The sequence below is a fragment of the Blastococcus xanthinilyticus genome (genome assembly GCF_008124835.1).
Lineage (GTDB): Bacteria > Actinomycetota > Actinomycetes > Mycobacteriales > Geodermatophilaceae > Blastococcus > Blastococcus xanthinilyticus.
Genome location: NZ_VNHW01000018.1, coordinates 12,907 through 32,405, shown reverse-complemented (window position 1 = coordinate 32,405; position 19,499 = coordinate 12,907). Strand labels below are relative to the sequence as shown.

Sequence of the window (19,499 nt, the reverse complement as noted above, 5' to 3'; positions counted from 1 at the left end):
GTTCCGGCGCGCTCCGTCTTCTTGCGGATTCCTTGCGGATCGCTGGCGGGTGGCCTGCGGTTGGGCCGCCAGAGTCCTCGGTGTCGCCGGAAACCCGGTGGCCCCACGGACACAGGAGACGCAGGACATGAGCACCAAGACCACCACCACCAGCTCCACCGCCCGCAAGGTCGTCGGCTCGCTCGGCGTGCTCGGCGCCGCTGCCGCCGTCGCCGGCATGGGCACCTTCGGCAGCTTCACCGACAGCACCTCGGTCGACACCACGATCACCTCCGGCACCGTCTCGATCGACCTGACCCAGCCCGCGGCGGCCATCCCGGTGACCACGGCCGGCTTCGTGCCCGGTGACAGCCTGACCCGCGCGGTGACCCTCAAGAACGACGGCAACACCGGCCTGGCCTCGGTCGGCCTGTCCGCCACGAACACGACGTCGAGCGTCCTCACCAACGGCACGGCCAACGGCCTCCAGCTGACCGTGAAGTCCTGCGACGTCGCCTGGGTCCAGGGCGGCACCGACGCGGCGCGCACCTACACCTGCGCCAGCGGCGAGAAGCAGCTCTCGACCGGGCCGGTCCTCGCGGCCGCCAACCTGGGCGCGCTCAAGTCGCTCTCCGCCGGCGGCTCGGACAACCTCGTCTTCTCGATCTCGCTGCCCACCGCGGCCGACAACGCCTTCCAGGGCAAGACCGCCACGCTGCGCCTGACCTTCACCGGCACGCAGGCCACCGGCACCGCCCGCTGATCGCATCCCGACGACCACTCGGAGAACCCGCCATGACCACCGTCCTCCCCGTCCCGGCCCCGGGGGCAGCCGTGCAGCTGCCCCCGGCCGAGGACGAGCGCTCCACGGCCGGCACGCCGGCCGGCCGGGCCCGCCAGATCCTGGGCCGCACGGTCCCGTGGCTGGTCCGCGGAGCCATGGGGGTCGCCGTCCTGGCGTTCGCCGTCCTGGCCGTCGGACCGCACGTCCTGGACTACCGCACCATGACCATGCTGACCGCGAGCATGGCGCCCGAGATCGAGCCGGGTGACGTCACGATCGCCACCCCGGTCAGCGTCTCCGAGGTGACCGAGGGCATGGTGATCACCTACCACATGCCGGTGGGCGACCACAGCCTCGTGACCCACCGCGTGGTCTCCGTCGAGACCGCCGCCGACGGCACCGTCGCCGTGCAGACCAAGGGCGACGCGAACGAGGCCATCGACCCGTGGACCGCCGGCCTGGAGGGCGACACCGTCTACCAGGTCCGGGCCGTGGTCCCCGAGATCGGCCACCTCATCCAGCTGCTGCGCACCCCGGTGATCAGCCAGGCGCTGCTCTACGGCGCCCCCGCGCTGCTCGCCGCCTGGGTGCTGCTGGCCATCTGGCGCCCCACCCGGAACGAGACCGAGGAGCGAGCATGAGCCGCATCCGCCGCGTCCTGGTGGTGGCCGGGCTCGCCGTCGCCGTCGCGCTCGGCGCTGCCCTCCCCGCGTGGGCCGCCTTCAACGACACCGCCGTGGTCAGCACCAAGATCCCGACGGTCACCGTCCAGGCCCCCACCGGGTTGACCGTCGAGGATCACTGCGTCACGACGACGACCACCACGAAGCGGACGGTCCGGACCGACCCCGTCACGAGGGTGCAGACCCAGACCGCCTGGAGCCGGACGATCACGTACGCGGACAGCAGCACGAACGTCGACAGCACCACGCAGAGCTCGACCGCCGGCCCGGGCACCGACGAGACGACGACCACCACCGTCGACAAGAACACCGACCTGCACGTCACGCTGCGCTGGACCGGCAGCCCCACCCGGGAAGTGACCGGCTACCTGGTCTCGGCACATCTGGGGATCGACGGCAGCGTCGCCCCGATGCTCCGGACCACGGGGACCCAGGTCAGTGCTGTGCAAGATGCCGACGCGCTGTACTACCGGCCCAGCCTGCTGGTCACCACCGAAACCCGTTACGGCTGGACCGCGGACTCCGCGCGGACGACGGCGCTGACGTGCTGACCGCCCTCGTCGTCGACGCCGACGCCACCGCCCGGGACGAGGTCGCCGACCTCCTGTGCCTCGGCGGCTGGGACGTGCAGCAGGCCGCCGGCCCGGAGGACGCCGTCCGGCACGCACTGGTCACCGACGTGGACCTGGTCGTCACCGACGCCGAGCTGCCCGGGGGTTCCGGGACCGGGATGCTCCGCCGCATCCGTCGCAACGGCTCGTCCGCCCGGTTCGTCGTCGTCACCGCCGACCCGACCGACGAGGTCCGGGCCGAGGCCGCCGCCGCGGGCGCGCTCACCACGCTCGCCAAGCCCGTCACCGCACGGGCGCTGCTGGACTTCCTGCGCCGCCGGACCACGGGGCCGGCCGAGCAGGCGCGGTCCGACGACACGGACGTGCCCGACGACGCCGACCTGGTGGACGCCGAGCTGATGACCCGGCTCCGCGGCATCTACGCCGACGCGCTGCCCGCCCGCCTCTCGGCGATCGACCGGCACACCCGCACCGGCGACGCCACCGCGGTCGCCTTCGCCGCGCACACGCTGGCCGGCACGAGCGGTCAGCTCGGGCACCCCGAGGTGGCCTCGATCTGCCGCGAGATCGCCGCCGACGCGCGCCGCGGGGTGCTGGCGCACTCCCGCGTGGTCCAGCTGCACGAGCTCGCCGGCGCCTGACAGGACCCCGCCCCTCGAGGCATAGGAAGCTTTACCTGCGGTTCGAGCCCCCGAGACGGGTGGATAGCTTCCTATGCCCCCGGGAGGTCAGGCGGCGACGAGGCGGTAGCCCACGCCGCGGACCGTCCTGATCTCGGGCGAGTGCAGCCCGGCGGCGACCAGCTTGCGGCGCAGGTTGGACATGTGCGCCTCGACCAGGCGCAGGTTGCCCTCCCAGTCGGTCTGCCAGACCTCGCGCAGCAGGGTCTCCCGCTGCAGCACCCGGCCCGGCCGGGACGCCAGGGCGGCCAGGAGGTCGAACTCGGTGCGGGTCAGGTCCACGACGGCGCCGTCGACCCGCACCTCGCGGCTGTCCTCGTCGACCTCGAGCTCGGCGAGCCGGCGCACCGACTCGGCGGTCGCGGCCGGGTCGGCCGCGGGCAGCGGCGCGGTCCGCGGGAAGCGCAGCATCGCCTGCACGCGGGCGGTGAGCTCGCGCGGCGAGAACGGCTTGGCCATGTACCCGTCGGCGCCGACGGCCAGCCCGATGAGCAGGTCGACCTCCTCGGCCCGCGCGGTGAGCATCAGGACGTAGCAGGGGGTCTCGGCGCGGATCTGCCGGCACACCTCGGTGCCGTCGGTGTCCGGGAGCCCCAGGTCGAGCACGATGAGGTCCGGCGGGTCCCGCCGCACCTCTTCCAGCGCGGCCGCCCCGGTGCCCACGGCACGCACCGCGAACCCGGCCCGCTCCAGCACCGTGGTCACGAGCTCGCGGATCTCCTGGGTGTCCTCCACCACGAGCACGGACTGCTCCGGCACGACGTCCCCCTCTGCTGCATCACCGGTGCGGAGGTCGGTCCTCCCGTCACCTGACCGGGTGATCGGCAGCCGGGGCGACCAGCTTGAGCACCGGGACGACCGCCCGGGAGGGTCGGCCCACCCCAAGGGATGAGGTGCCGCCGCCCCGGCTCAGGGCGGCCCGGATTCCGGCCGTCAACCTCCGCGGGGGCACCCGTCCCCACCCCGGTCGCCGGGGGAGCCGACCGAGGGAGCCGGAAACCGTGGACGGTGCACTGCACGTCCTGGTCGTCGACGACGATCCCGACACCGCACTCTTCGTGCGCACGGTGCTGCAGCGCGGCGGCATGACCGTGACCACGTGCGCCGACCCCATGGAGGCGCTGGCCCTGGTCGCCCGCGTGGAGTTCGACGCGGCGATCACCGACATCGAGATGCCGGGGATGACCGGGCTGGAGTTCCTCGACCGGCTGCGCCAGGTGTGCCCGGACCTGCCGGTCACGGTGATGACGGCGCACGCGACGGTCGACTACGCCGTGGACGCGCTGCGCCGGAACGCCGACGAGTTCCTCGTCAAGCCCGTGCCCAAGGACACCCTGGCCGCGACGATCCGCCGGCTGGCCGAGACCGCCCAGGCCAGGCGCGCCGCCACCGCCCCGCGGCAGACCGTGCTGGCCATCGGCGCCCACCCCGACGACGTGGAGATCGGCGTCGGCGGGACCCTCGCCGCGCACCGCTCCGCCGGCGACCCGGTGGTCATCCTCACCCTGAGCCGCGGCGCCCGGGGCGGCGAGGCCGGGGACCGGCAGAACGAGTCGCTGGCCGCCGCCGAGCTGATCGGCGCCCGGCTCTTCCTCGAGGACCTCGAGGACACCCGCATCAGCCCGATGGACCCGACGATGTCGATCATCGAGCGCGTCGTGCGCGAGGTGTCGCCCGGCATCGTCTACACGCACTCGGCCAACGACCGGCACCAGGACCACCGCGCCGTCCACCAGGCGGCGACCGTGGCCACGCGGAACGTGCCGACCGTCGCCTGCTTCCAGAGCCCCTCGGCCACGATCGACTTCCGGCCGAGCCGGTTCGTCAGCATCGACGGCTTCACCACGACCAAGCTCGACCTGCTCAAGAGCTTCCGCTCGCAGGCCGGCATCCGCGCCTACCTGCAGGACGACTTCGTCCTCGCCACGGCCCGCTACTGGTCCCGCTACGGCAGCGGCGGCCAGTACTGCGAGCCGCTCGAGGTGATCCGGGACGCCGGCGGCGTCGTCGGCGCCACCAGCGGGTCGGCCTTCGCCGCCCCCTCCACCACCTCCTCGTCGTCCTCGACGTCCCCTACGACCACCCCGGAGCGCTTCGGTGTCTGACCCCACTCCCACCCGTGTTCTCGTGACCGGTGCCGGGGGCCCGGCCGGCATCGCCGTGCTGCGCTCGCTGGCCCGGCGCCCCGACGTCGAGCTGCTCGCCGCCGACATGGACCGCTACGCCAGCGGTCTGTACCTCGTCGGCGCAGCGGCCCGGCACCTGGTCCGTCCCGGCCTCGCCGAGGACTTCGTCGACGACCTGGTCGCCCTGTGCGAGCGGGAGCGGGTCGACGTGCTGTTCTCCACCGTCGACGTCGAGCTGCCGCGGCTGGCCGCCGAGCGCAAGCGGCTGGACGCCGTCGGCACCACGCTGGCCGCGCCGAGCCTGGAGACCCTCGAGGTCTGCCTGGACAAGTACGCGCTGGCCCGGCGCTGCGCCGACGTGCTGCCGACCCCCCGCACCGCGCTGCTCGGCGACACCGACCCCGACAGCTGGGACTACCCGGTGATCGTCAAGCCGCGGCGCGGCGCCGGCTCCCGGGGCGTGCACCTGGTCGAGGACGCCGCCGCGCTGCGCGCCCTCGGCCGCGACGAGGACATCCTGGTCCAGGCGCACCTGCCCGGGGACGAGTACTCCGTCGACACCCTGGCCGACGCCGACGGGCACGTGGTCGCGGCCGTTCCCCGCTCGCGGCTGCGGGTCGACTCCGGCGTCTCGGTCGCCGGGGCCACCGTGGCCGACCCGGAGCTGGAGGAGACCGCCCGCCGGGTGGCCGCCGCGATCGGGCTGGTCGGGGTGGCCAACGTGCAGCTGCGCCGCGACGCCGACGGCCGTCCCGCGCTGCTCGAGGTGAACCCGCGCTTCCCCGGTGCCATGCCGCTGACGGTGGCGGCCGGGGTCGACATGCCGTCGCTGGCGCTGGACCTGGCGCTGGGCCGCCCGCTGCCGTCGCACGTGCCGTTCACCGAGCTCGCCGTCGTCCGGTACCTCGAGGACGTCTTCGTCGCCCCCGCCGACCTCGTCCCCTCGGAGGCCCCCCGATGACCACCACCCTGCCCGGCCTGGACCTGGTGCTCACCGACCACCACGTGCACTCCACCTGGTCCGACGACGCGGTCAGCGCGCCGATGGAGAACCTCGTCGCCGCGCGGGACACCGGCCTGGCCAGCATCCGCATGGTCGACCACGTCCGGACGTCGACGGCGTGGGTGTCCGGCTTCCTCGCCGAGGTCGCCGCCCTCCCCCGGATCGAGGGCCTGGAGGTCCTGACCGGTGTCGAGGCCAAGATCCTCGACGCCTCCGGGCGCCTGGACGTGCCCGACGACCTCGTCGTCGGCCCCGGCGGGGTGGACCGCGTCCTCATCGCCGACCACCAGTTCCCCGGGCCGGACGGCCCGTGGAGCCCGCGCCGGACGCTGGAGGAGATCGCCGCCGGGCTGCGCCCGGAGGACGCCCTCTCGACGCTGGTCGACGCCACCGTCCGCGCCATGGGCCGGGCCGGGCGCGGCCAGCTGGCGCACCTGTTCTCGCTGCTGCCCAAGATCGGCCTGCACGAGAGCTCGCTGCTCGACGAGCACATCGCCGCCATCGCCGACGCCGCGGTCCGCACCGGCACGACGGTTGAGGTCAACGAGAAGTGGCGCTGCCCCGGGCCCCGCGTGGTGGTGGCGCTGGCCGCCGCCGGCGTGACCCTCGTCGGCTCCACGGACAGCCACGACGCCACGACCGTCGGCCGCTACTCCTGGGTCGCCGATGCCGCGTCGGCCACCCGGCTGGTGGGTGCCCGATGACCGACGTCCTCGTCGTCCTGCTGCTCGTCCTCGTCGGGATCGGTGCGATCCCGGTCGTGGCCGGGCTGGCCCAGTTCCTGGTCATCCCGCTGCACGCGGTGCGCAACCACTACCGGGAGACCGGCCCGTACCTGCCGAACGTCGCGGTGGTCATCCCGGCCTGGAACGAGGCCGCGGTGCTGCCCATGAGCATCGAGCGGCTCATGTCGCTGGACTACCCGCCGCAGCGGCTGCGGGTCTACGTCGTGGACGACGCCAGCACCGACGACACCCCCGCCGTGCTGGCCGCGTGTGCCGCGCGCCACCCCGGACGGGTCGTGCACCTGCGCCGCGACAAGGGCGGCGAGGGCAAGGCGCACACGCTCAACCACGGGCTGCGCGAGATCCTCGCCGACGACTGGATGGAGGCGTTGCTGATCATGGACGCCGACGTCATCTACGAGCCGGTCTCGCTGCGGAAGATGACCCGCCACCTGGCCGACCCGACCGTCGGCGCGGTCACCGCCTACATCCGCGAGGGCAGCCGCGACCCCAAGGGGATGACCCGGTTCATCGGCTTCGACTACCTCGCGGCGCAGGCCGCTTCCCGTCGCGCGCAGAACGTCGCCGGCGCGATGGCCTGCCTGGCCGGTGGCGCGCAGCTGCACACCCGGGAGAACCTGCTGGCGATCGGGGGCCAGATCGACACCTCCTCGCTGGCCGAGGACACCGTCACCACGTTCCGCACCCAGCTGGCCGGGCGCCGGGTCGTCTTCGAGCCGCACGCCCGCGTGCTCGCCGAGGAGCCGGCCGGCGTCGACGCGCTCTGGAAGCAGCGGCTGCGCTGGGCACGCGGCAACGTGCAGATCACCTCGATGTACCGGCACCTGTTCTTCCGCCGGTCGGTGCACCCGGGGCTGGGTGGCATCTTCTTCGGCATCTTCTGGTTCGCCATCCTGCTGCTGCCGGTGGCGATGGTCCTGACGTCGGTCGGCCTGATCGGGCTCTACCTGCTCGACAGCGACCTCGCGGGGAGCGTCTTCGGGGCGGCGGTGTTCGTGCCGATCGCCACGTTCGTCTTCATGATCACGCTGACCATCTCGGTGGACCCGCCGACCGGCCGGAAGGTGTGGCGGGAGGCGCTGCTCTTCCCGGGGGCCATCTCCTTCGTCGTGCTGCTGACGGCGGCCTTCCCGGGGGTGGTGCCGCTGTCGGGCGCCGCCGAGACGGCGTGGACGCTGTTCGTCTACAGCTGGCTGGTCCTCTGCATCCCGCTGGCCTACGGCGTGCGCAGGCTGGAGCTCAGCCGGTGGGGCCGCCCGCTGGCGCCGCTGGCGCTGTACCTGGTCGGCTTCGGGCCGATGATGTGCGCGATCACCGTGGACGCCTACGTCAAGGAGTTCCGCGGGGCCGCGATGACCTGGGACAAGACCGAGAAGACCGGGAGGGTCGCGGCATGAGCGCCGTCCACCAGCTGACCGGAGCGGGGCAGCCCTACCGGGTCAGCCCGCCGGTCGTGCTCACCGACGAGGAGCTGGCCCGCTGCGGCGGCCGCCTCCCGGTGTGGGCCGACCCCGTGGCCCTGGCCGACGAGACCGAGGCCGACCGGGTGCGCGAACGGCGGCTGTACGTCGGCCTCGCCGCGGCGATCACCGTCGTCGTGCTGCTCTACCTCGTGCGGGTCCTCGTCCTCGCCGGCTGAGCGCCGCATCCGGGCCGCCGCCGGATCACCGACCTGCAGGGCTGGCGCCGAGGGCTTAGGCCAGGCTAACCTGCGTGGCGTTGCCCCGGGCCGTGCGCCGGAGCAGCGCCGCCCTGCCGTCTCGCGTTAGGCGACCCGCTCCATGTACGTGTGCCACTGCAACGTGGTGACCGACCGCGACATCCTCGAGGCGATCGCGAACGGCGCGCAGTGCGTCGCCGACGTCGCCCGGGCCACGGGTGCCGGCCGGACCTGCGGCAACTGCGTCGACTCGCTCCGGGACCTGGTGTGCAAGCATTGCCCGGTCCGAGCCGGGCGCACCACCGAGCGCCCGGCCGAGCGAGAGCTGGGAGTAGCCGGTGCAGCCCGTTAGCCCCCGCGTGGTCGAACTGCTCAACGACGCGCTGACCTTCGAACTCACGGTCACCAACACGTACTTCCTCAACGCGCGCATGCTCGACGCCTGGGGCCTGCCCAAGCTGGGCAAGGTGTTCTACGACCTCTCCATCGACGAGATGCGGGACGCCGACGCCCTCATCCAGCGGATCCTGCTCTTCGACGGCCACCCCAACCTGCAGCGGCTGGGCTCCATCCGGGTCGGGGAGACCGCGGAGGAGATGCTGGTGCTGGCCCTCGACAGCGAGAAGGCCGCCGTCGCGCAGTTCAACGCCTCCGCCAAGGAGTGCCACGACCTCGGCGACCACGGCACCGCGTCGGTGTTCGAGGAGATGGTCCTCGACGAGGAGAAGCACGCCGACTGGTTCGAGGCGCAGATCGCCGCCATCGAGCGGGTCGGCTCGCCGCAGTACCTCGCCGCGCAGATCGTCACCGAGACGCCCTGACGCCCGGTACGTCGAGGGCCCCCTCCCGGTCTCCGGGAGGGGGCCCTCGACGTAGCGGGGTGCTCGTCGCATCCGGGTGCTCGTCGTATCCGGAGGTCAGCCGGCCAGGAGCTCCCGCAGCTGCTCGAGCTGGAGGGTGGCCGCCCGCAGCCCGATGCCGGTGTAGAAGACGTCGTCCTCCACCTGGAACGCCCGCCTCTCCTGAACGGCGGTCAGCCGCGGCCAGAGCGGGCCGCCGACGACCTCGGCCTCGCCGGACTCGTCCGCCGCGCCGTAGGAGGAGTAGAGGACGATGTCGGCGTCGCCCTGGGTGAGCTGCTCGGGGCTCAGCTCGGCGAAGGTGGGGTTCTCCCCCGCCGGCAGCTCGATGTGGTCCAGGCCGATGTCGGCCAGGACCGTGCCGATGAAGGAGTCGGGCCGGTAGGCGCGGATCGCCCCGCCGACGAAGCGCAGCGGGCTGACCGTCGTGCCGGCCGCGTCGCCGATGTCCTCGCCCAGCCGCCCGGCCTGCTCCTCGTAGTCGGCGAGCAGCTCCTCGGCCTCCTCCTCCTTGCCGAGCGCCTCGGCGTCGAGCAGGAGGTTCTCCTTCCACGTGTCGCCCAGGTCGGCGGCGAACACGGTCGGCGCGATCTGCGCCAGCTGCTCGTAGATGTCCTCGTGCCGCACGGAGTTGGACAGGATCAGGTCCGGCTCCAGCGCGGCGATCGCCTCCAGGTCGGGCTCGGCGATCGTGCCGACGACCTCGACGCCCTCGGCGTCCTCGGCCAGGTAGCTGAGGAACTCCTCGGAGACGGCCGTGGTCACCGCACCCACGGGCGTCACGCCCAGGGAGAGCGCCGAGTCGAGCTCGCCGGTGTCCAGGACGACGACGCGCTCGGGCTCCGCCGGGATCTCGGTGCTGCCCATGGCGTGCTCCACGGTGCGCGGGAAGCCGGCCTCCGAGGCGGTGGCACCGCCGGCGGCGTCTCCCTCGGGGGCGGGGTCGTGCCCGCAAGCGGTCAGGGCCAGAGCGGCCACCACCACGAGGCTGCTCGCCCGCACGAGGCGCATCGTCATCGTTCTCCTTCGGTGCGCATGCCCGGGGCATGCGGCTGGATCGGTCGGCAACCATGTGCAAGACTGCCGGAAGACAGGGAAGGCTAGCCTAAGTCGAGAGACGGCCCGCACCTGCTGGATCCGGGAGGCCCCGTGACGGTCGTCGCACCGCAGATCCCCGCCTACCGCACCTTCCCGGTGCAGGTGTCGCGGGTGCAGCGGCTGAGCCCGAGCTTCCTGCGGATCACCTTCGCCGGGCCGGAGCTGGGCGACTTCTCCTCCAACGGGCTGGACCAGCGGATCAAGGTCCTGCTGCCGCTCCCCGGCCGGGGCGTCCTCGACTGCCCGGCCGGCGACGACTGGTACGGCGAGTGGCGGGCGCTGCCGCCCGAGCGCCGGATGCCGCTGCGCACCTACACGGTGCGCGCGGCGCGGCCCGAGCGGCAGGAGGTCGACGTCGACTTCGTCCTGCACGGTGCCACCGGCCCCGCGTCGGCCTGGGCCGAGCAGGCCGCCACCGGGGACGAGGTGGTGCTCGTCGGCCCGAACGCCCGCTTCCCCGGGCCCACGGGCGGCGTCGAGTGGCACCCGCCGGCCGACGCCTCGTGCCTGCTGATCGCCGGCGACGAGACCGCCGTGCCCGCGATCTGCGCGATCGTGGAGAGCCTCCCCGACGGGCGCCGCGCCCGGGTCCTCCTCGAGGTCCCGACCGCCGCCGACGCCCTGAACGTCGCCGCTCCCGCCGGCGTCGACATCACCTGGCTCCCCCGCTGGCCCGCCGACGGCGCACCGGCCGAGCCCCGGGGCCGGCTGCTCACCGCCGCCGTCGTCGCCACGGTGCGCGAGCTGGGCGACCTGCTGGCCCCCTCCCCCGCCGCCGAGCTGGTCGACGTCGACGTGGACAGCGGCATCCTCTGGGAGGTCCCCGACGCCGATGCCGTACCGACCGGCTCCTCGGGCGTCTACGCCTGGCTGGCCGGGGAGGCCGGGGTGGTCAAGGGGCTGCGGCGGCACCTGGTGCAGGACGTCGGCGTGGACCGCCGGTCGGTGGCCTTCATGGGCTACTGGCGCGAGGGCCGCGACTCCGACTGATCCATGGACCGGACGGCCCACTCGCGGAGCACGTCGGCGCGGATCTTGACGCCGTTGGGGCCGTTCGTCGTCGGCATCGCGCCGATGACCTGGACCGCCGCGGGGACCTTGAAGCCCGCCAGGGTGCGGGCGCACCACCGGCGCAGCTCGGCGGGGTCAGGCTCCTGGCCGTCCACGGCGACCACGAAGCCGACCGCCGCGGTCGCCCCGTCCGGACCCGGGACGCCGACGACCTTGGCGGTCCGGACGTCCGGGTGCTCGGCCAGTCGCTGCTCGATCTCGGCCGGGTCGACCAGGAATCCGCGCAGACGCAGGGCGTCGCCCATGCGCACCACGTACACGAACGCGTCGTCGGCCGTCAGCCGGCCGAGGTCGCCCGAGCGGAACCAGCCGTCCCCGGTGAACGCCCGCCCGGCCGCCTCGGCGTCCCCGAGATAGCTGTCGACGACGTTCGGGCCGCGGAACTGGAGCTCGCCCTCCTGCCCGTGCGGGAGCACCTTCCCGGTTGCCGGGTCCACCACCCGCACCTCGATGGCACGGGAGACCAGCCGCCCGCCGCCCGCCCAGCGGCCGGGGGCCGGCTCGTCCGGTGGCCACGCGGCCGTGAGGGCGAACAGCTCCGAGGACCCGTACACCCCGCACGTGGTGGTGCCGAACGCCTCGGCGGCCCACTGCGCGAGTTCGCGCGCCCGGCCCTGGAAGTCCGCCGCACCCCACCACCGCCAGGAGGAAAGGTCCCGGGGGCGCGCTCGCCAGGCCTCGGCCAGACGGGCCATCAGGTCGTCGCCGCACGCCACGTGGGTGACCGAGTGCACCGCCATGTCGTCGAGGACGGCGTCGGCGTCGAACACCGGCTCCAGCACACACACCCCGCCCGCCGCCAGCGCGGCCATGGCGAGGGTGTGGCCGAACGTGCCGGACAACGGGAGGGCGCACAGCACGTGCTCCCCGGGTGCGATCCCGAGCGCCGCCGCGTCGGCGACGGCGTGCGACAGGACGCCGGCGGCCCGGTGCGCGGCGAGCTTCGGCATGCCGGTGGACCCGGAGGTCGTGAAGGCGACGGCCAGCGCCTGCGGGTCCGGGACGGCCGGATCACCCGGCGCCGCGTCGGGATCCGGGGTCCAGGCGCCGCGCCCGACGTCCGAGGCCGCGATCTCCTCCGCCGCCGGCCGCTCCCGGCCGGGGCCGGGCACGAGCACGACCGCCGGAGCCGGTGACGACGCCTGATCGACCGCCTCCCGCAGGCGGCGCAGCAGGTCCAGGCCGTGGAAGTCGTGGGCCAGGGCGACCAGCTCGGGCCGGGCCCGGGCCAGCACGTGCGCCACCTCGGTGACGTTGTAGCGCGTGTTGATCCCGACCACGTGCGCCGAGACCGCCGCGGCCGCGAACTGCCAGACCAGCGCGTCGCTCCAGTTCGGCAGCCAGACGGCGACGCAGTCCCCGGGGCCCACTCCGGCCTTCCGCAGCTCGCCGGTCAGCGCGGCGACGCGCCGCTCCAGCTCGGTACGGGACACCGGCACCGTCGCCCCGTCCGGCCCCTTGTCCAGCGCCACCACCGCATCCGGGTCCTGGCGCACCAGCCGGCCCAGCAGATCGGGCAGGTCCCGCGGCGGCACCGGCCCGCCGCCCGCGTCGATCTCCACGTCGGCTCCTCCTCAGGACGGCGAGCGGGTGGCCTCGATGTGCGCCCGCAGGCCGGAGGCGAGGTCGTGGCGGCGCTCGTAGCCGATCAGCTCGGCGAGGGCGCGGCCGCTCACCTGCGTGGCGAGGCCGGCGACGTCCGGCTCCCCGTCCGAGGTGACCTCCAGCCGGGCCTCCGGCACGATCTGCCGCACCATCGCGGCGATCTCCCGCATGGTCGTCGCGTCGCCTCCGGTGTTGAAGAAGGTGCGGTCGCCGAACGCCGCCGCGTCGAGCTCGACCAGCCGGACGAGCTGCTCGGCGACGTCCTCCACGTGGACCAGGCTCATCCGCGCGTCGCCGCGGTCGACCGTGACGGTCCGGCCGCTGGCAGCTCCCTCGATCGCCCGGGACAGCCACCCCGAGACACCGCGCACCCCGCCGGGCCCGTACACCGGGCTCGGCCGGATCCCGACGCCCAGCAGCCCGTGCGTGCTGCGGTACACCCGGGCCAGCTGCTCGAGGTAGAGCTTCCCGGCGCCGTAGAGCGGCATGCCCGGGGCGAGCCGCGGCGCGGCGTCCTCGGTCAGCGGCAGCTCCTCCGGTGCGTACGCCCCGTCGGAGCCGTACACCGCGATCGAGCTGGCGAGCACGACGCGCTGCGCACCGAACAACCGCGCCGCCTCCAGCACCGTCGCGGTCCCCTGCACGTTCAGCTGGCTGGCCGCGTAGGGGCGACGGTTCGTCGCCTCACCGAGGCTGTAGGCCAGGTGCACGACCACGTCCACGCCCTGCACGGCCGCGCCGACGTCGGCGAACGACAGGACGTCCCCGGCGACGACCTCCACGTCCCCGGCCTCCCCGCCGTTGCGCGCCACCGCTACCGGATCCGGGGCGACGTCGAGCAGCCTGACCCGGTGCCCCCGGGCCGCGAGCGTGCGGCCGGTCAGGCTGCCGATGATCCCGGTGCCGCCGGTCACGAGTACCTGCATGTCCCCTCCTCCGGCCTCACGCGGCCATGTCCTCCGGCCTCACGCGGCCATGTCCCCCGGCCTCACGCGGCCATGTCCCCCGGCCTCACGCGGCCATGTCCCCCGGCCTCACGCGGCCATGCCCCCCGGCCTCACGCCGCCATGTCCCGCTGGAGCTGCCTGGCGTAGGTCCGGAAGTCGACCTCGAGGCGGTAGCGCGCCGAGGCCACGAAGGTCGCGCGGACCCAGCGGCGGTGCGCCGCGATCTCCCGCGCCATCGCCTCGGCGTCCGGGAGCTGCACCTCCCCGGTCAGCACCCGGGCGATCCACCGGCCCTGGATCTCGACGAGCGGGATCGTCGGGCCGACGGGCTGGACCAGGCCGGCGAAGAGCAGCCCGGGCGCATCGGGGTGCGCGATCCTGCGGTACAGCCGCGCTCCGTCCTCGGCCCCCGCCACGACGTCGGCGGGCAGGAACGGGAACGACGGGTCGTACCCGGTGGCGTGGACGACGGCGTCGGCGGTCGTGCTGGAGCCGTCGGTGAAGCGGACCTCCGCACCGTCGAACGACGCGATGTCGGGCCGGATCCGGATCCAGTCGTAGGCCACGTACTGCAGCAGCTCCTGGCCGATGGTGGCGTGCTCGCGGTGGATCGGGTGCGCGGGCGTCGGCACGCCGAAGCGCTCCTGGGGCCCGACGGCGATCCTGGCCAGCGTCTTCACCAGGTTGCGCGAGACCGGCGTCGGCAGCCGCAGCCGGCGGGTGAACAGCGCGGACCAGCGGTCGGTGGGCACGCCGAGGAGGTACTTGGGCAGGATCCAGGCGCTGCGGCGGGTCGAGAGGTGGACCTGCCCGGCGACCCGGGCGAGGTCGACGGCGATGTCGCAGCCGGAGTTCCCCATGCCGACCACCACGACGACCTTCCCGCTGAACGGCTCCGGCGTCCGGTAGTCGTGGGAGTGCAGCTGCTGCCCGGTGAACGTGCCGGGGAAGGACGGCCGGCGGGGGACGCTGAGGTGCCCGTTGGCGACGACGACCGCGTCGTAGCTCCGGGCGCCGTGCCGGTCGGTGGTCACCGACCACCGGCTCCCCACCGGCTCCACCGAGGTGACCTCGGTCGAGGTCTGCACCCGGTCGGCCACCCCGAACTCCGCCGCGTAGCTCTCCAGGTACTCCAGCACGTGGCCGGCGCGCAGGTACGCCGGCCGGTCGGGGCGCACGGGGAAATCCGGGTAGGCGAGGCTCCGCGAGCTGGTGTCGATCTGCAGCGAGCGGTAGGCCGACGACGTCCCGCTGTCGTTGTCGTAGCGCCAGAGGCCGCCGAGCGCCGACCCCTTCTCGAACCAGTCGAAGTCGATCCCGCGCTGCGCCAGGGCCTTGGCAACCGTCACACCAGACGCTCCTGCGCCGATGATGCACGCCTTCACGCGGCTCCGTCCCGGTGCGTCGCGCCATTCCTACCGGCCGGTCGGAAGGCTATGGAGAATGGCGTCGGCCTGTCAATGCATTGGTAGCCTGCGCGGCGTGGCCAGCACCGCAGCGGAGAACCCGCGACGCGCCCAGATCATCGGGGTCGCCGCCGACCTCTTCGACCGGGACGGCTACCACGAGACGTCGATGCAGGCGATCGCCGAGCGGACGGGGATCCGCAAGGCGTCGCTCTACCACTACTTCCGCAGCAAGGACGAGCTGCTGGTCGAGCTGCACGAGACGCTGATGACCGTCGTCATCGGCCGCCACCTCGACCGGCGGACGGCGGAGCGGCTCGGACCCCGCGACGAGCTCCGGGCCATGATGCGGGACGTCATCGGGCTGATGGACTCCCACCCCGGCTACCTCCGGATCTTCTTCGAGAGCTACCGGGAACTGCCGCCCGTCGCCCGCTCCTCGGTGGCGGCGCAGCGCTCCCGCTACCGGCAGCTGGTCGCCGATGTCATCACCGCCGGCAACGAGCTCGGTGAGTTCCGGGGAGTGGACCCCGACCTGACCAGCCTCGCGGTGCTGTCGCTGATGAACTGGACCTACCAGTGGTTCGGCCGCAGCGGTCCGCTGACCACCGACGAGGTGGCCGACCACTTCTGGTCGCTGCTGCTGAACGGCATCGGTACCGCGCCCGACCGGTGATCGCCGTCGTCGCGGCAGCCGCGCACTAGGTTGGCCGCGATGCCCGACTCCCCCGACGCCGCCCTGCTGCGCGCCGACGAGCTGACCGCCGGCCACGACGACGTCCCGACCAGCGCTCCGGTGCACCTGCACCTGCCCCCGGGCCGTGCGCTGGCCGTCATCGGGCCGAACGGCGCCGGCAAGTCCACGCTGCTGCACACCCTCGTCGGGCTGCTGCCGCCGCTCGGGGGCAGCGTCAGCTTCGACGGGGAGCCGGTGGACGAGCGCCGGGCGTCGTTCCGCCGGGACGTCGCCCAGGTACTGGACGACGACGCGTTCTTCCCCGCGCTCACCGGCCGCGAGCACCTGCTGCTGACCGCGCGGGCACACGGGGTCGAGGACGCCGAGGAGGTGGTGGCGGCGGAGCTGGCCGCCTTCGGCCTGGAGGAGCGCGCGGACGCCCTGCCGTCCCGGCTGTCCTCGGGGCAGCGGCGGCGCCTCGCCCTGGCCGCCGCCTTCGTCCGCCCGGCGCGGCTGCTGGTGCTCGACGAGCCGGAGCGCCGCCTGGACGCCGAGATGCGCCGCACGCTGGCCGAGCGGGTGGCGGCCGAGCGGGACGCCGGGCTGGCGGTGCTGTTCGCCAGCCACGACGCGGCCTTCGTGACCACGGCCGCCGACGAGGCGCTGCTGGCGGACGAGGAGTGCGTGCTGCTGCCGCCGGAGGCCGTGCCCGCCACCATGGCCGGCACCGAGGGATGACCGTGGCCGCCGCGACTCCGGCCGCCGCTCCCCTGGACGGGCGCGAGGTCCGCAGGCTGACCCGCCGGAGCGCCGCCGCCCGGGCCTCCACGACGTGGTGGACCCGGGTGGAGGACGCGTGGTCGACGATCGCCTACGTCGCGATCCTGCTCGCCGTCGCCGGCGGGTGGCTGGCGTCGGTCCGGGACGAGATCTCCGTGCGCGAACCGGTTGCGGCCGCACCGTTGCCGGCGTCGGCCGCCGCGCTGGTGGCCCTCGTCGTCGTGGTCGCCGGGCTGATCGGCCTGCTCGACCGGCTGGGCCCGATCAGCGCCAGCCCCGCGGCGGCCGGCTGGTGGCTCCCGCTGCCCGCCGACCGGCGCGGCCTGCTCCGCGGGGACCTGGTCCGCCTCGCCGCGGGATGCGCGGCGACCAGCGCGGTGCTCGCCCTGCCCCTGGCCATGGTGCTGCCCGGCGCCACACCGGCGACGGTGACGGCGGCCGCGGTCACCGCCGCCGCAGCAGCGGCCGGCCTGGTCGGGGCGGTCGCGCTGGCGCAGACGCGGGGCCGGACCGGCCGGCTGTCCACGGTCGCCGGCGCGGTGGCGGTGCTCGCGAGCACCACGGCGGCGCTGCTGGCGATCGCCCCACCGCTGGCCCGCGCGGCCGGCGAGCTTCCCGCCGTCGGCGGCGCCGTCCCCCTGGCCGCTGCCCTCGCCGCGGCAGCCGTCGCGGTGCTGCTGCTGGTCGCCGCCGACCGGGGGCTGGGCCGGATCGGCGCCGGTGCACTGCGGACCCTCGGCTCGACGTCGGCGTTCGCCTCGGCCTCGGTCTTCTCCATGGACCTGCGCGACCTGGGTCGCGCGCTGGCCCGCCCGCCGCGGCGGGCCCCGTCCCGGCCGCGCCGGTTCCGGCCGGCCCGCGGTCCCGGGCGCGCGGTGGTCCTCGCCGACCTCACCCTCATGGCCCGCAGCCCCTGGCAGCTCGGCCAGCTGCTCGTCGCCGTCGCCCTCCCGGTCCTCGCGGTGCGGACCGAGGGCCTGGACCGGCTGCCCGTCGCGGGCGCCGTCGGCCTGGTCCTCGGCTGGCTGCTCGCGGCGGTGGCCGTCGGCCACCCCTCCCGGCAGGGCCACGCCATGCCGGCGCTCGACCGGCTGCTCCCCCTCTCCCCCGGCCGGCTGGTCGTCGCCCGCGCCGTCGTGCCGGCCGTCCTCCTCACGGTCGTCTGCGGCTGCGGCGGGCTGCTGATCGGCCAGAGCGGCGACGACCTCTTCGCCTGGACGGTGCTGGCGCTGGGTGCGGTGCCGGCCTGGACGGCGGCGGCGGTGCGCGGGGCCTACCGCCCGGAACTGGACTGGGGCGGGCCGGTCGTCTCCACGCCCATGGGGATCGTGCCCGCCGGTGCCGGGGCCACCCTGGTGCAGGGCGTGGACGTCGGTCTGCTCGGGAGCGCGCCGATCCTCGTGGCGCTGCTCGTCGACGGGCCGCCGCTGGCCGTGCTCGTCGCCGTCCAGTGGGGGTGGGCCACGGCGGTGGCCACCGCCGCGCTGACCTACCTGGCGCACCGCGGAGCGGCGAAGGGCTGAACCGGGGTCACCCGATCGGGTGCCGGTTCCGGTCACCCTCTCCAGCACCTGCCTGCGGCGGCCGATGGCTGACCTGCAGGGACGGCATCCGACCGGCCCGCCGCACCACCCACCGAAAGGGGTGCTCCCGTGATCGCCGTGACCTGCCGCAACGGGAAGTACTTCGCCGTCGACCCCGACCACATCGAGCGCATCGAGCACCACGGCGACACCGAGGTGCACCTCGTCGACGGCACGCACCTGGTCCTGGATGCCGGGATCGATCAGGTGCTGCGGCTCATCGCCGAGGACCGCGCCGGCGCGTTCGCCCGCCGCAGCTCCCTGCTCAACGGCTACGCCGCGATGCCGCCGGCCGCCCGGGTGGCCCGCCGGATCGGCGTCCCGACCACCGGCCAGGCCTGACCCTCAGCTCCAGAACGCGGCGACCTCCGCCCACACGGCGTCGGCCTGGGCCCGCCCGGCCAGGGCCGCGGGCTGCCGGCTGGCCGGTGCCAGCGGATTGGTGCCGAACGCCTCCAGCGCCGCGTCGTCGGCGAGGAGCACGTGCACCTCGCCGTCCCGGCGCAGCACCTCGGTCTCGCCCGCCAGGTCCGGGCCCATCGGGTTGCCGGGCGTGCCGGGGAACGGCGCCACCACCAGCACCTTCTTCGCACCGGCGGCCAGGTCGGCGTTGGTCATGGACCGCATGCCGCCGTCCATGAACCGGCGGCCGCCGATCGTGGTGGGCGGCCACACGGTGGGCACCGCGCAGCTGGCCGCGACGGCGTCGAGCAGCGGGATCCCGGAGGTGGAGTCGAACGCGTGGAACGACCCGTCGCCGGTGTCGACGGCGGTGACCACCAGCCGGCCTTCCGGCCAGTCGGGGTCGCCGACCCGCCCGGCGATGATCGCCCGCCGCTCGCTCTCGGGCACGGAGCTGGACCGCAGCGCCAGCCCACCGATGCGGGCCCGGGCGTCCTGCTCCGCCGTGGCCCCGGCGAGCACCTCCCCGAAGGCGGTCATCATCGCCAGCGCGTCGAACTCCACCACGGGCTCCTCGGGGCCCGGCGGCGTGGCCTGGACGGCGTAGAGCTCCTGCAGGTCTCCGCCGCGGAGGAGCAGCGTGCCCACGATCGAGCCGGCCGACGTCCCCACGATCAGGTCCGCCGCCCGGACGTCGACGCCGTGCTCGGCGAGCCCGGCCAGCAGGCCGATCTCCCAGGCGATCCCGGCGATCCCGCCACCGCCGAGCACCAGCGCCCGCGACCTGCCCTCGACCCGACCGGCCACGCGGCCACCTCCGTGCTCGACGCCCCTGGGG

The 19,499-nt window shown here is 74.5% G+C and carries 22 protein-coding genes; 16 read left to right on the top strand and 6 right to left on the bottom strand.

What is annotated here, in order from left to right:
- Window positions 1–127: 127 nt before the first annotated feature.
- Genes BD833_RS20230 through BD833_RS20215 form a run of 4 tightly spaced genes read left to right on the top strand, consistent with a single transcriptional unit; the run spans window position 128 to window position 2,659 of the window.
- Entirely contained in the window at window positions 128–742 is a 615-nt protein-coding gene (locus tag BD833_RS20230) for a TasA family protein (protein ID WP_166534964.1), read from the top strand.
- Window positions 743–774: 32 nt separating this feature from the next.
- Window positions 775–1,404 carry a signal peptidase I gene (locus BD833_RS20225; protein WP_208092793.1) on the top strand — a complete coding sequence of 210 codons (630 nt, stop codon included), beginning with the start codon at window positions 775–777 and terminating at the stop codon, window positions 1,402–1,404.
- Window positions 1,401–1,997 carry a hypothetical protein gene (locus tag BD833_RS20220; protein WP_166534963.1) on the top strand — a complete coding sequence of 199 codons (597 nt, stop codon included), beginning with the start codon at window positions 1,401–1,403 and terminating at the stop codon, window positions 1,995–1,997. The genes BD833_RS20225 and BD833_RS20220 overlap by 4 nt, the downstream gene beginning before the upstream one ends.
- Entirely contained in the window at window positions 1,991–2,659 is a 669-nt protein-coding gene (locus tag BD833_RS20215) for a response regulator (RefSeq protein ID WP_166534962.1), read from the top strand. Before BD833_RS20220 ends, BD833_RS20215 begins: the two co-directional genes overlap by 7 nt.
- Window positions 2,660–2,746: 87 nt before the next feature.
- Here BD833_RS20215 and BD833_RS20210 read toward each other — a convergent pair whose 3' ends face one another.
- The gene (locus BD833_RS20210) at window positions 2,747–3,457 is read right to left on the bottom strand and encodes a response regulator transcription factor (RefSeq protein ID WP_166534961.1); all 711 of its coding nucleotides are present in this window, start codon (window positions 3,455–3,457) and stop codon (window positions 2,747–2,749) included.
- A gap of 242 nt (window positions 3,458–3,699) precedes the next feature.
- Here BD833_RS20210 and BD833_RS20205 point away from each other — a divergent pair, with 242 nt between their 5' ends.
- From BD833_RS20205 to bfr, 7 genes are all read left to right on the top strand, one after another.
- Window positions 3,700–4,803 (top strand): response regulator, encoded by a 1,104-nt coding sequence (locus BD833_RS20205; protein ID WP_208092792.1) that lies wholly within the window; start codon window positions 3,700–3,702, stop codon window positions 4,801–4,803.
- Window positions 4,796–5,785 carry an ATP-grasp domain-containing protein gene (locus tag BD833_RS20200; RefSeq protein ID WP_166534960.1) on the top strand — a complete coding sequence of 330 codons (990 nt, stop codon included), beginning with the start codon at window positions 4,796–4,798 and terminating at the stop codon, window positions 5,783–5,785. The genes BD833_RS20205 and BD833_RS20200 overlap by 8 nt, the downstream gene beginning before the upstream one ends.
- Window positions 5,782–6,531 carry a histidinol-phosphatase gene (locus BD833_RS20195; protein WP_166534959.1) on the top strand — a complete coding sequence of 250 codons (750 nt, stop codon included), beginning with the start codon at window positions 5,782–5,784 and terminating at the stop codon, window positions 6,529–6,531. The genes BD833_RS20200 and BD833_RS20195 overlap by 4 nt, the downstream gene beginning before the upstream one ends.
- Window positions 6,528–7,970: a glycosyltransferase family 2 protein gene (locus BD833_RS20190; RefSeq protein ID WP_166534958.1), complete on the top strand. Its 1,443-nt coding sequence runs from the start codon at window positions 6,528–6,530 to the stop codon at window positions 7,968–7,970. The genes BD833_RS20195 and BD833_RS20190 overlap by 4 nt, the downstream gene beginning before the upstream one ends.
- A complete protein-coding gene (locus BD833_RS20185) occupies window positions 7,967–8,212 on the top strand; it encodes a hypothetical protein (RefSeq protein ID WP_166534957.1) in 246 nt (81 codons plus the stop codon). Before BD833_RS20190 ends, BD833_RS20185 begins: the two co-directional genes overlap by 4 nt.
- Before the next feature lie 142 nt (window positions 8,213–8,354).
- Window positions 8,355–8,585, top strand: coding sequence for a (2Fe-2S)-binding protein (locus BD833_RS20180; RefSeq protein WP_166534956.1), 231 nt, complete (start codon window positions 8,355–8,357; stop codon window positions 8,583–8,585).
- Window positions 8,572–9,054 carry a bacterioferritin gene (bfr, locus tag BD833_RS20175; RefSeq protein WP_166534955.1) on the top strand — a complete coding sequence of 161 codons (483 nt, stop codon included), beginning with the start codon at window positions 8,572–8,574 and terminating at the stop codon, window positions 9,052–9,054. The genes BD833_RS20180 and bfr overlap by 14 nt, the downstream gene beginning before the upstream one ends.
- A gap of 96 nt (window positions 9,055–9,150) precedes the next feature.
- On the opposite strand, the gene BD833_RS20170 is transcribed toward bfr, so the two are convergent.
- Complete coding sequence (locus BD833_RS20170) at window positions 9,151–10,110, bottom strand: ABC transporter substrate-binding protein (RefSeq protein ID WP_243737844.1); 960 nt, start codon at window positions 10,108–10,110, stop codon at window positions 9,151–9,153.
- Between the two features lie 132 nt (window positions 10,111–10,242).
- Between BD833_RS20170 and BD833_RS20165 the strand changes: the two genes are divergently transcribed.
- A complete protein-coding gene (locus BD833_RS20165; RefSeq protein ID WP_166534954.1) occupies window positions 10,243–11,181 on the top strand; it encodes a siderophore-interacting protein in 939 nt (312 codons plus the stop codon).
- On the opposite strand, the gene BD833_RS20160 is transcribed toward BD833_RS20165, so the two are convergent.
- The 3 genes from BD833_RS20160 to BD833_RS20150 form a co-directional block, all read right to left on the bottom strand.
- A complete protein-coding gene (locus tag BD833_RS20160; protein WP_208092790.1) occupies window positions 11,151–12,824 on the bottom strand; it encodes an AMP-binding protein in 1,674 nt (557 codons plus the stop codon). The two genes, BD833_RS20165 and BD833_RS20160, sit on opposite strands and share 31 nt — an antisense overlap.
- A 12-nt stretch (window positions 12,825–12,836) precedes the next feature.
- Window positions 12,837–13,793: an NAD-dependent epimerase/dehydratase family protein gene (locus BD833_RS20155; RefSeq protein ID WP_166534953.1), complete on the bottom strand. Its 957-nt coding sequence runs from the start codon at window positions 13,791–13,793 to the stop codon at window positions 12,837–12,839.
- Window positions 13,794–13,924: 131 nt separating this feature from the next.
- The gene (locus BD833_RS20150) at window positions 13,925–15,199 is read right to left on the bottom strand and encodes a flavin-containing monooxygenase (protein WP_166534952.1); all 1,275 of its coding nucleotides are present in this window, start codon (window positions 15,197–15,199) and stop codon (window positions 13,925–13,927) included.
- A gap of 97 nt (window positions 15,200–15,296) precedes the next feature.
- On the opposite strand from BD833_RS20150, the gene BD833_RS20145 reads away from it, so the two are divergent.
- From BD833_RS20145 to BD833_RS20130, 4 genes are all read left to right on the top strand, one after another.
- On the top strand, window positions 15,297–15,896 hold the full coding sequence (locus BD833_RS20145; RefSeq protein WP_166534951.1) for a TetR/AcrR family transcriptional regulator: 600 nt from the start codon (window positions 15,297–15,299) through the stop codon (window positions 15,894–15,896).
- A 39-nt stretch (window positions 15,897–15,935) separates the two neighbouring features.
- Window positions 15,936–16,634: an ABC transporter ATP-binding protein gene (locus BD833_RS20140; RefSeq protein WP_166534950.1), complete on the top strand. Its 699-nt coding sequence runs from the start codon at window positions 15,936–15,938 to the stop codon at window positions 16,632–16,634.
- 2 nt (window positions 16,635–16,636) lie between these two features.
- Window positions 16,637–18,199 (top strand): DUF6297 family protein, encoded by a 1,563-nt coding sequence (locus BD833_RS20135; protein ID WP_166534949.1) that lies wholly within the window; start codon window positions 16,637–16,639, stop codon window positions 18,197–18,199.
- A gap of 129 nt (window positions 18,200–18,328) precedes the next feature.
- Window positions 18,329–18,601 (top strand): flagellar FlbD family protein, encoded by a 273-nt coding sequence (locus BD833_RS20130; protein WP_166534948.1) that lies wholly within the window; start codon window positions 18,329–18,331, stop codon window positions 18,599–18,601.
- 3 nt (window positions 18,602–18,604) lie between these two features.
- Here the strand turns inward: BD833_RS20130 and BD833_RS20125 are convergent, their stop codons facing one another.
- A complete protein-coding gene (locus BD833_RS20125) occupies window positions 18,605–19,468 on the bottom strand; it encodes a patatin-like phospholipase family protein (RefSeq protein ID WP_166534947.1) in 864 nt (287 codons plus the stop codon).
- Window positions 19,469–19,499 lie beyond the last annotated feature (31 nt).

Excerpts from the sequence above, each read along its gene's own strand:
- BD833_RS20225 (WP_208092793.1), top strand. The coding sequence starts at position 775 with ATGACCACCGTCCTCCCCGTCCCGGCCCCGGGGGCAGCCGTGCAGCTG.
- BD833_RS20190 (WP_166534958.1), top strand. The coding sequence starts at position 6,528 with ATGACCGACGTCCTCGTCGTCCTGCTGCTCGTCCTCGTCGGGATCGGT.
- BD833_RS20230 (WP_166534964.1), top strand. The coding sequence starts at position 128 with ATGAGCACCAAGACCACCACCACCAGCTCCACCGCCCGCAAGGTCGTC.
- BD833_RS20170 (WP_243737844.1), bottom strand. The coding sequence starts at position 10,110 with ATGACGATGCGCCTCGTGCGGGCGAGCAGCCTCGTGGTGGTGGCCGCT.
- BD833_RS20180 (WP_166534956.1), top strand. The coding sequence starts at position 8,355 with ATGTACGTGTGCCACTGCAACGTGGTGACCGACCGCGACATCCTCGAG.
- BD833_RS20185 (WP_166534957.1), top strand. The coding sequence starts at position 7,967 with ATGAGCGCCGTCCACCAGCTGACCGGAGCGGGGCAGCCCTACCGGGTC.
- BD833_RS20220 (WP_166534963.1), top strand. The coding sequence starts at position 1,401 with ATGAGCCGCATCCGCCGCGTCCTGGTGGTGGCCGGGCTCGCCGTCGCC.
- BD833_RS20155 (WP_166534953.1), bottom strand. The coding sequence starts at position 13,793 with ATGCAGGTACTCGTGACCGGCGGCACCGGGATCATCGGCAGCCTGACC.
- BD833_RS20140 (WP_166534950.1), top strand. The coding sequence starts at position 15,936 with ATGCCCGACTCCCCCGACGCCGCCCTGCTGCGCGCCGACGAGCTGACC.
- BD833_RS20195 (WP_166534959.1), top strand. The coding sequence starts at position 5,782 with ATGACCACCACCCTGCCCGGCCTGGACCTGGTGCTCACCGACCACCAC.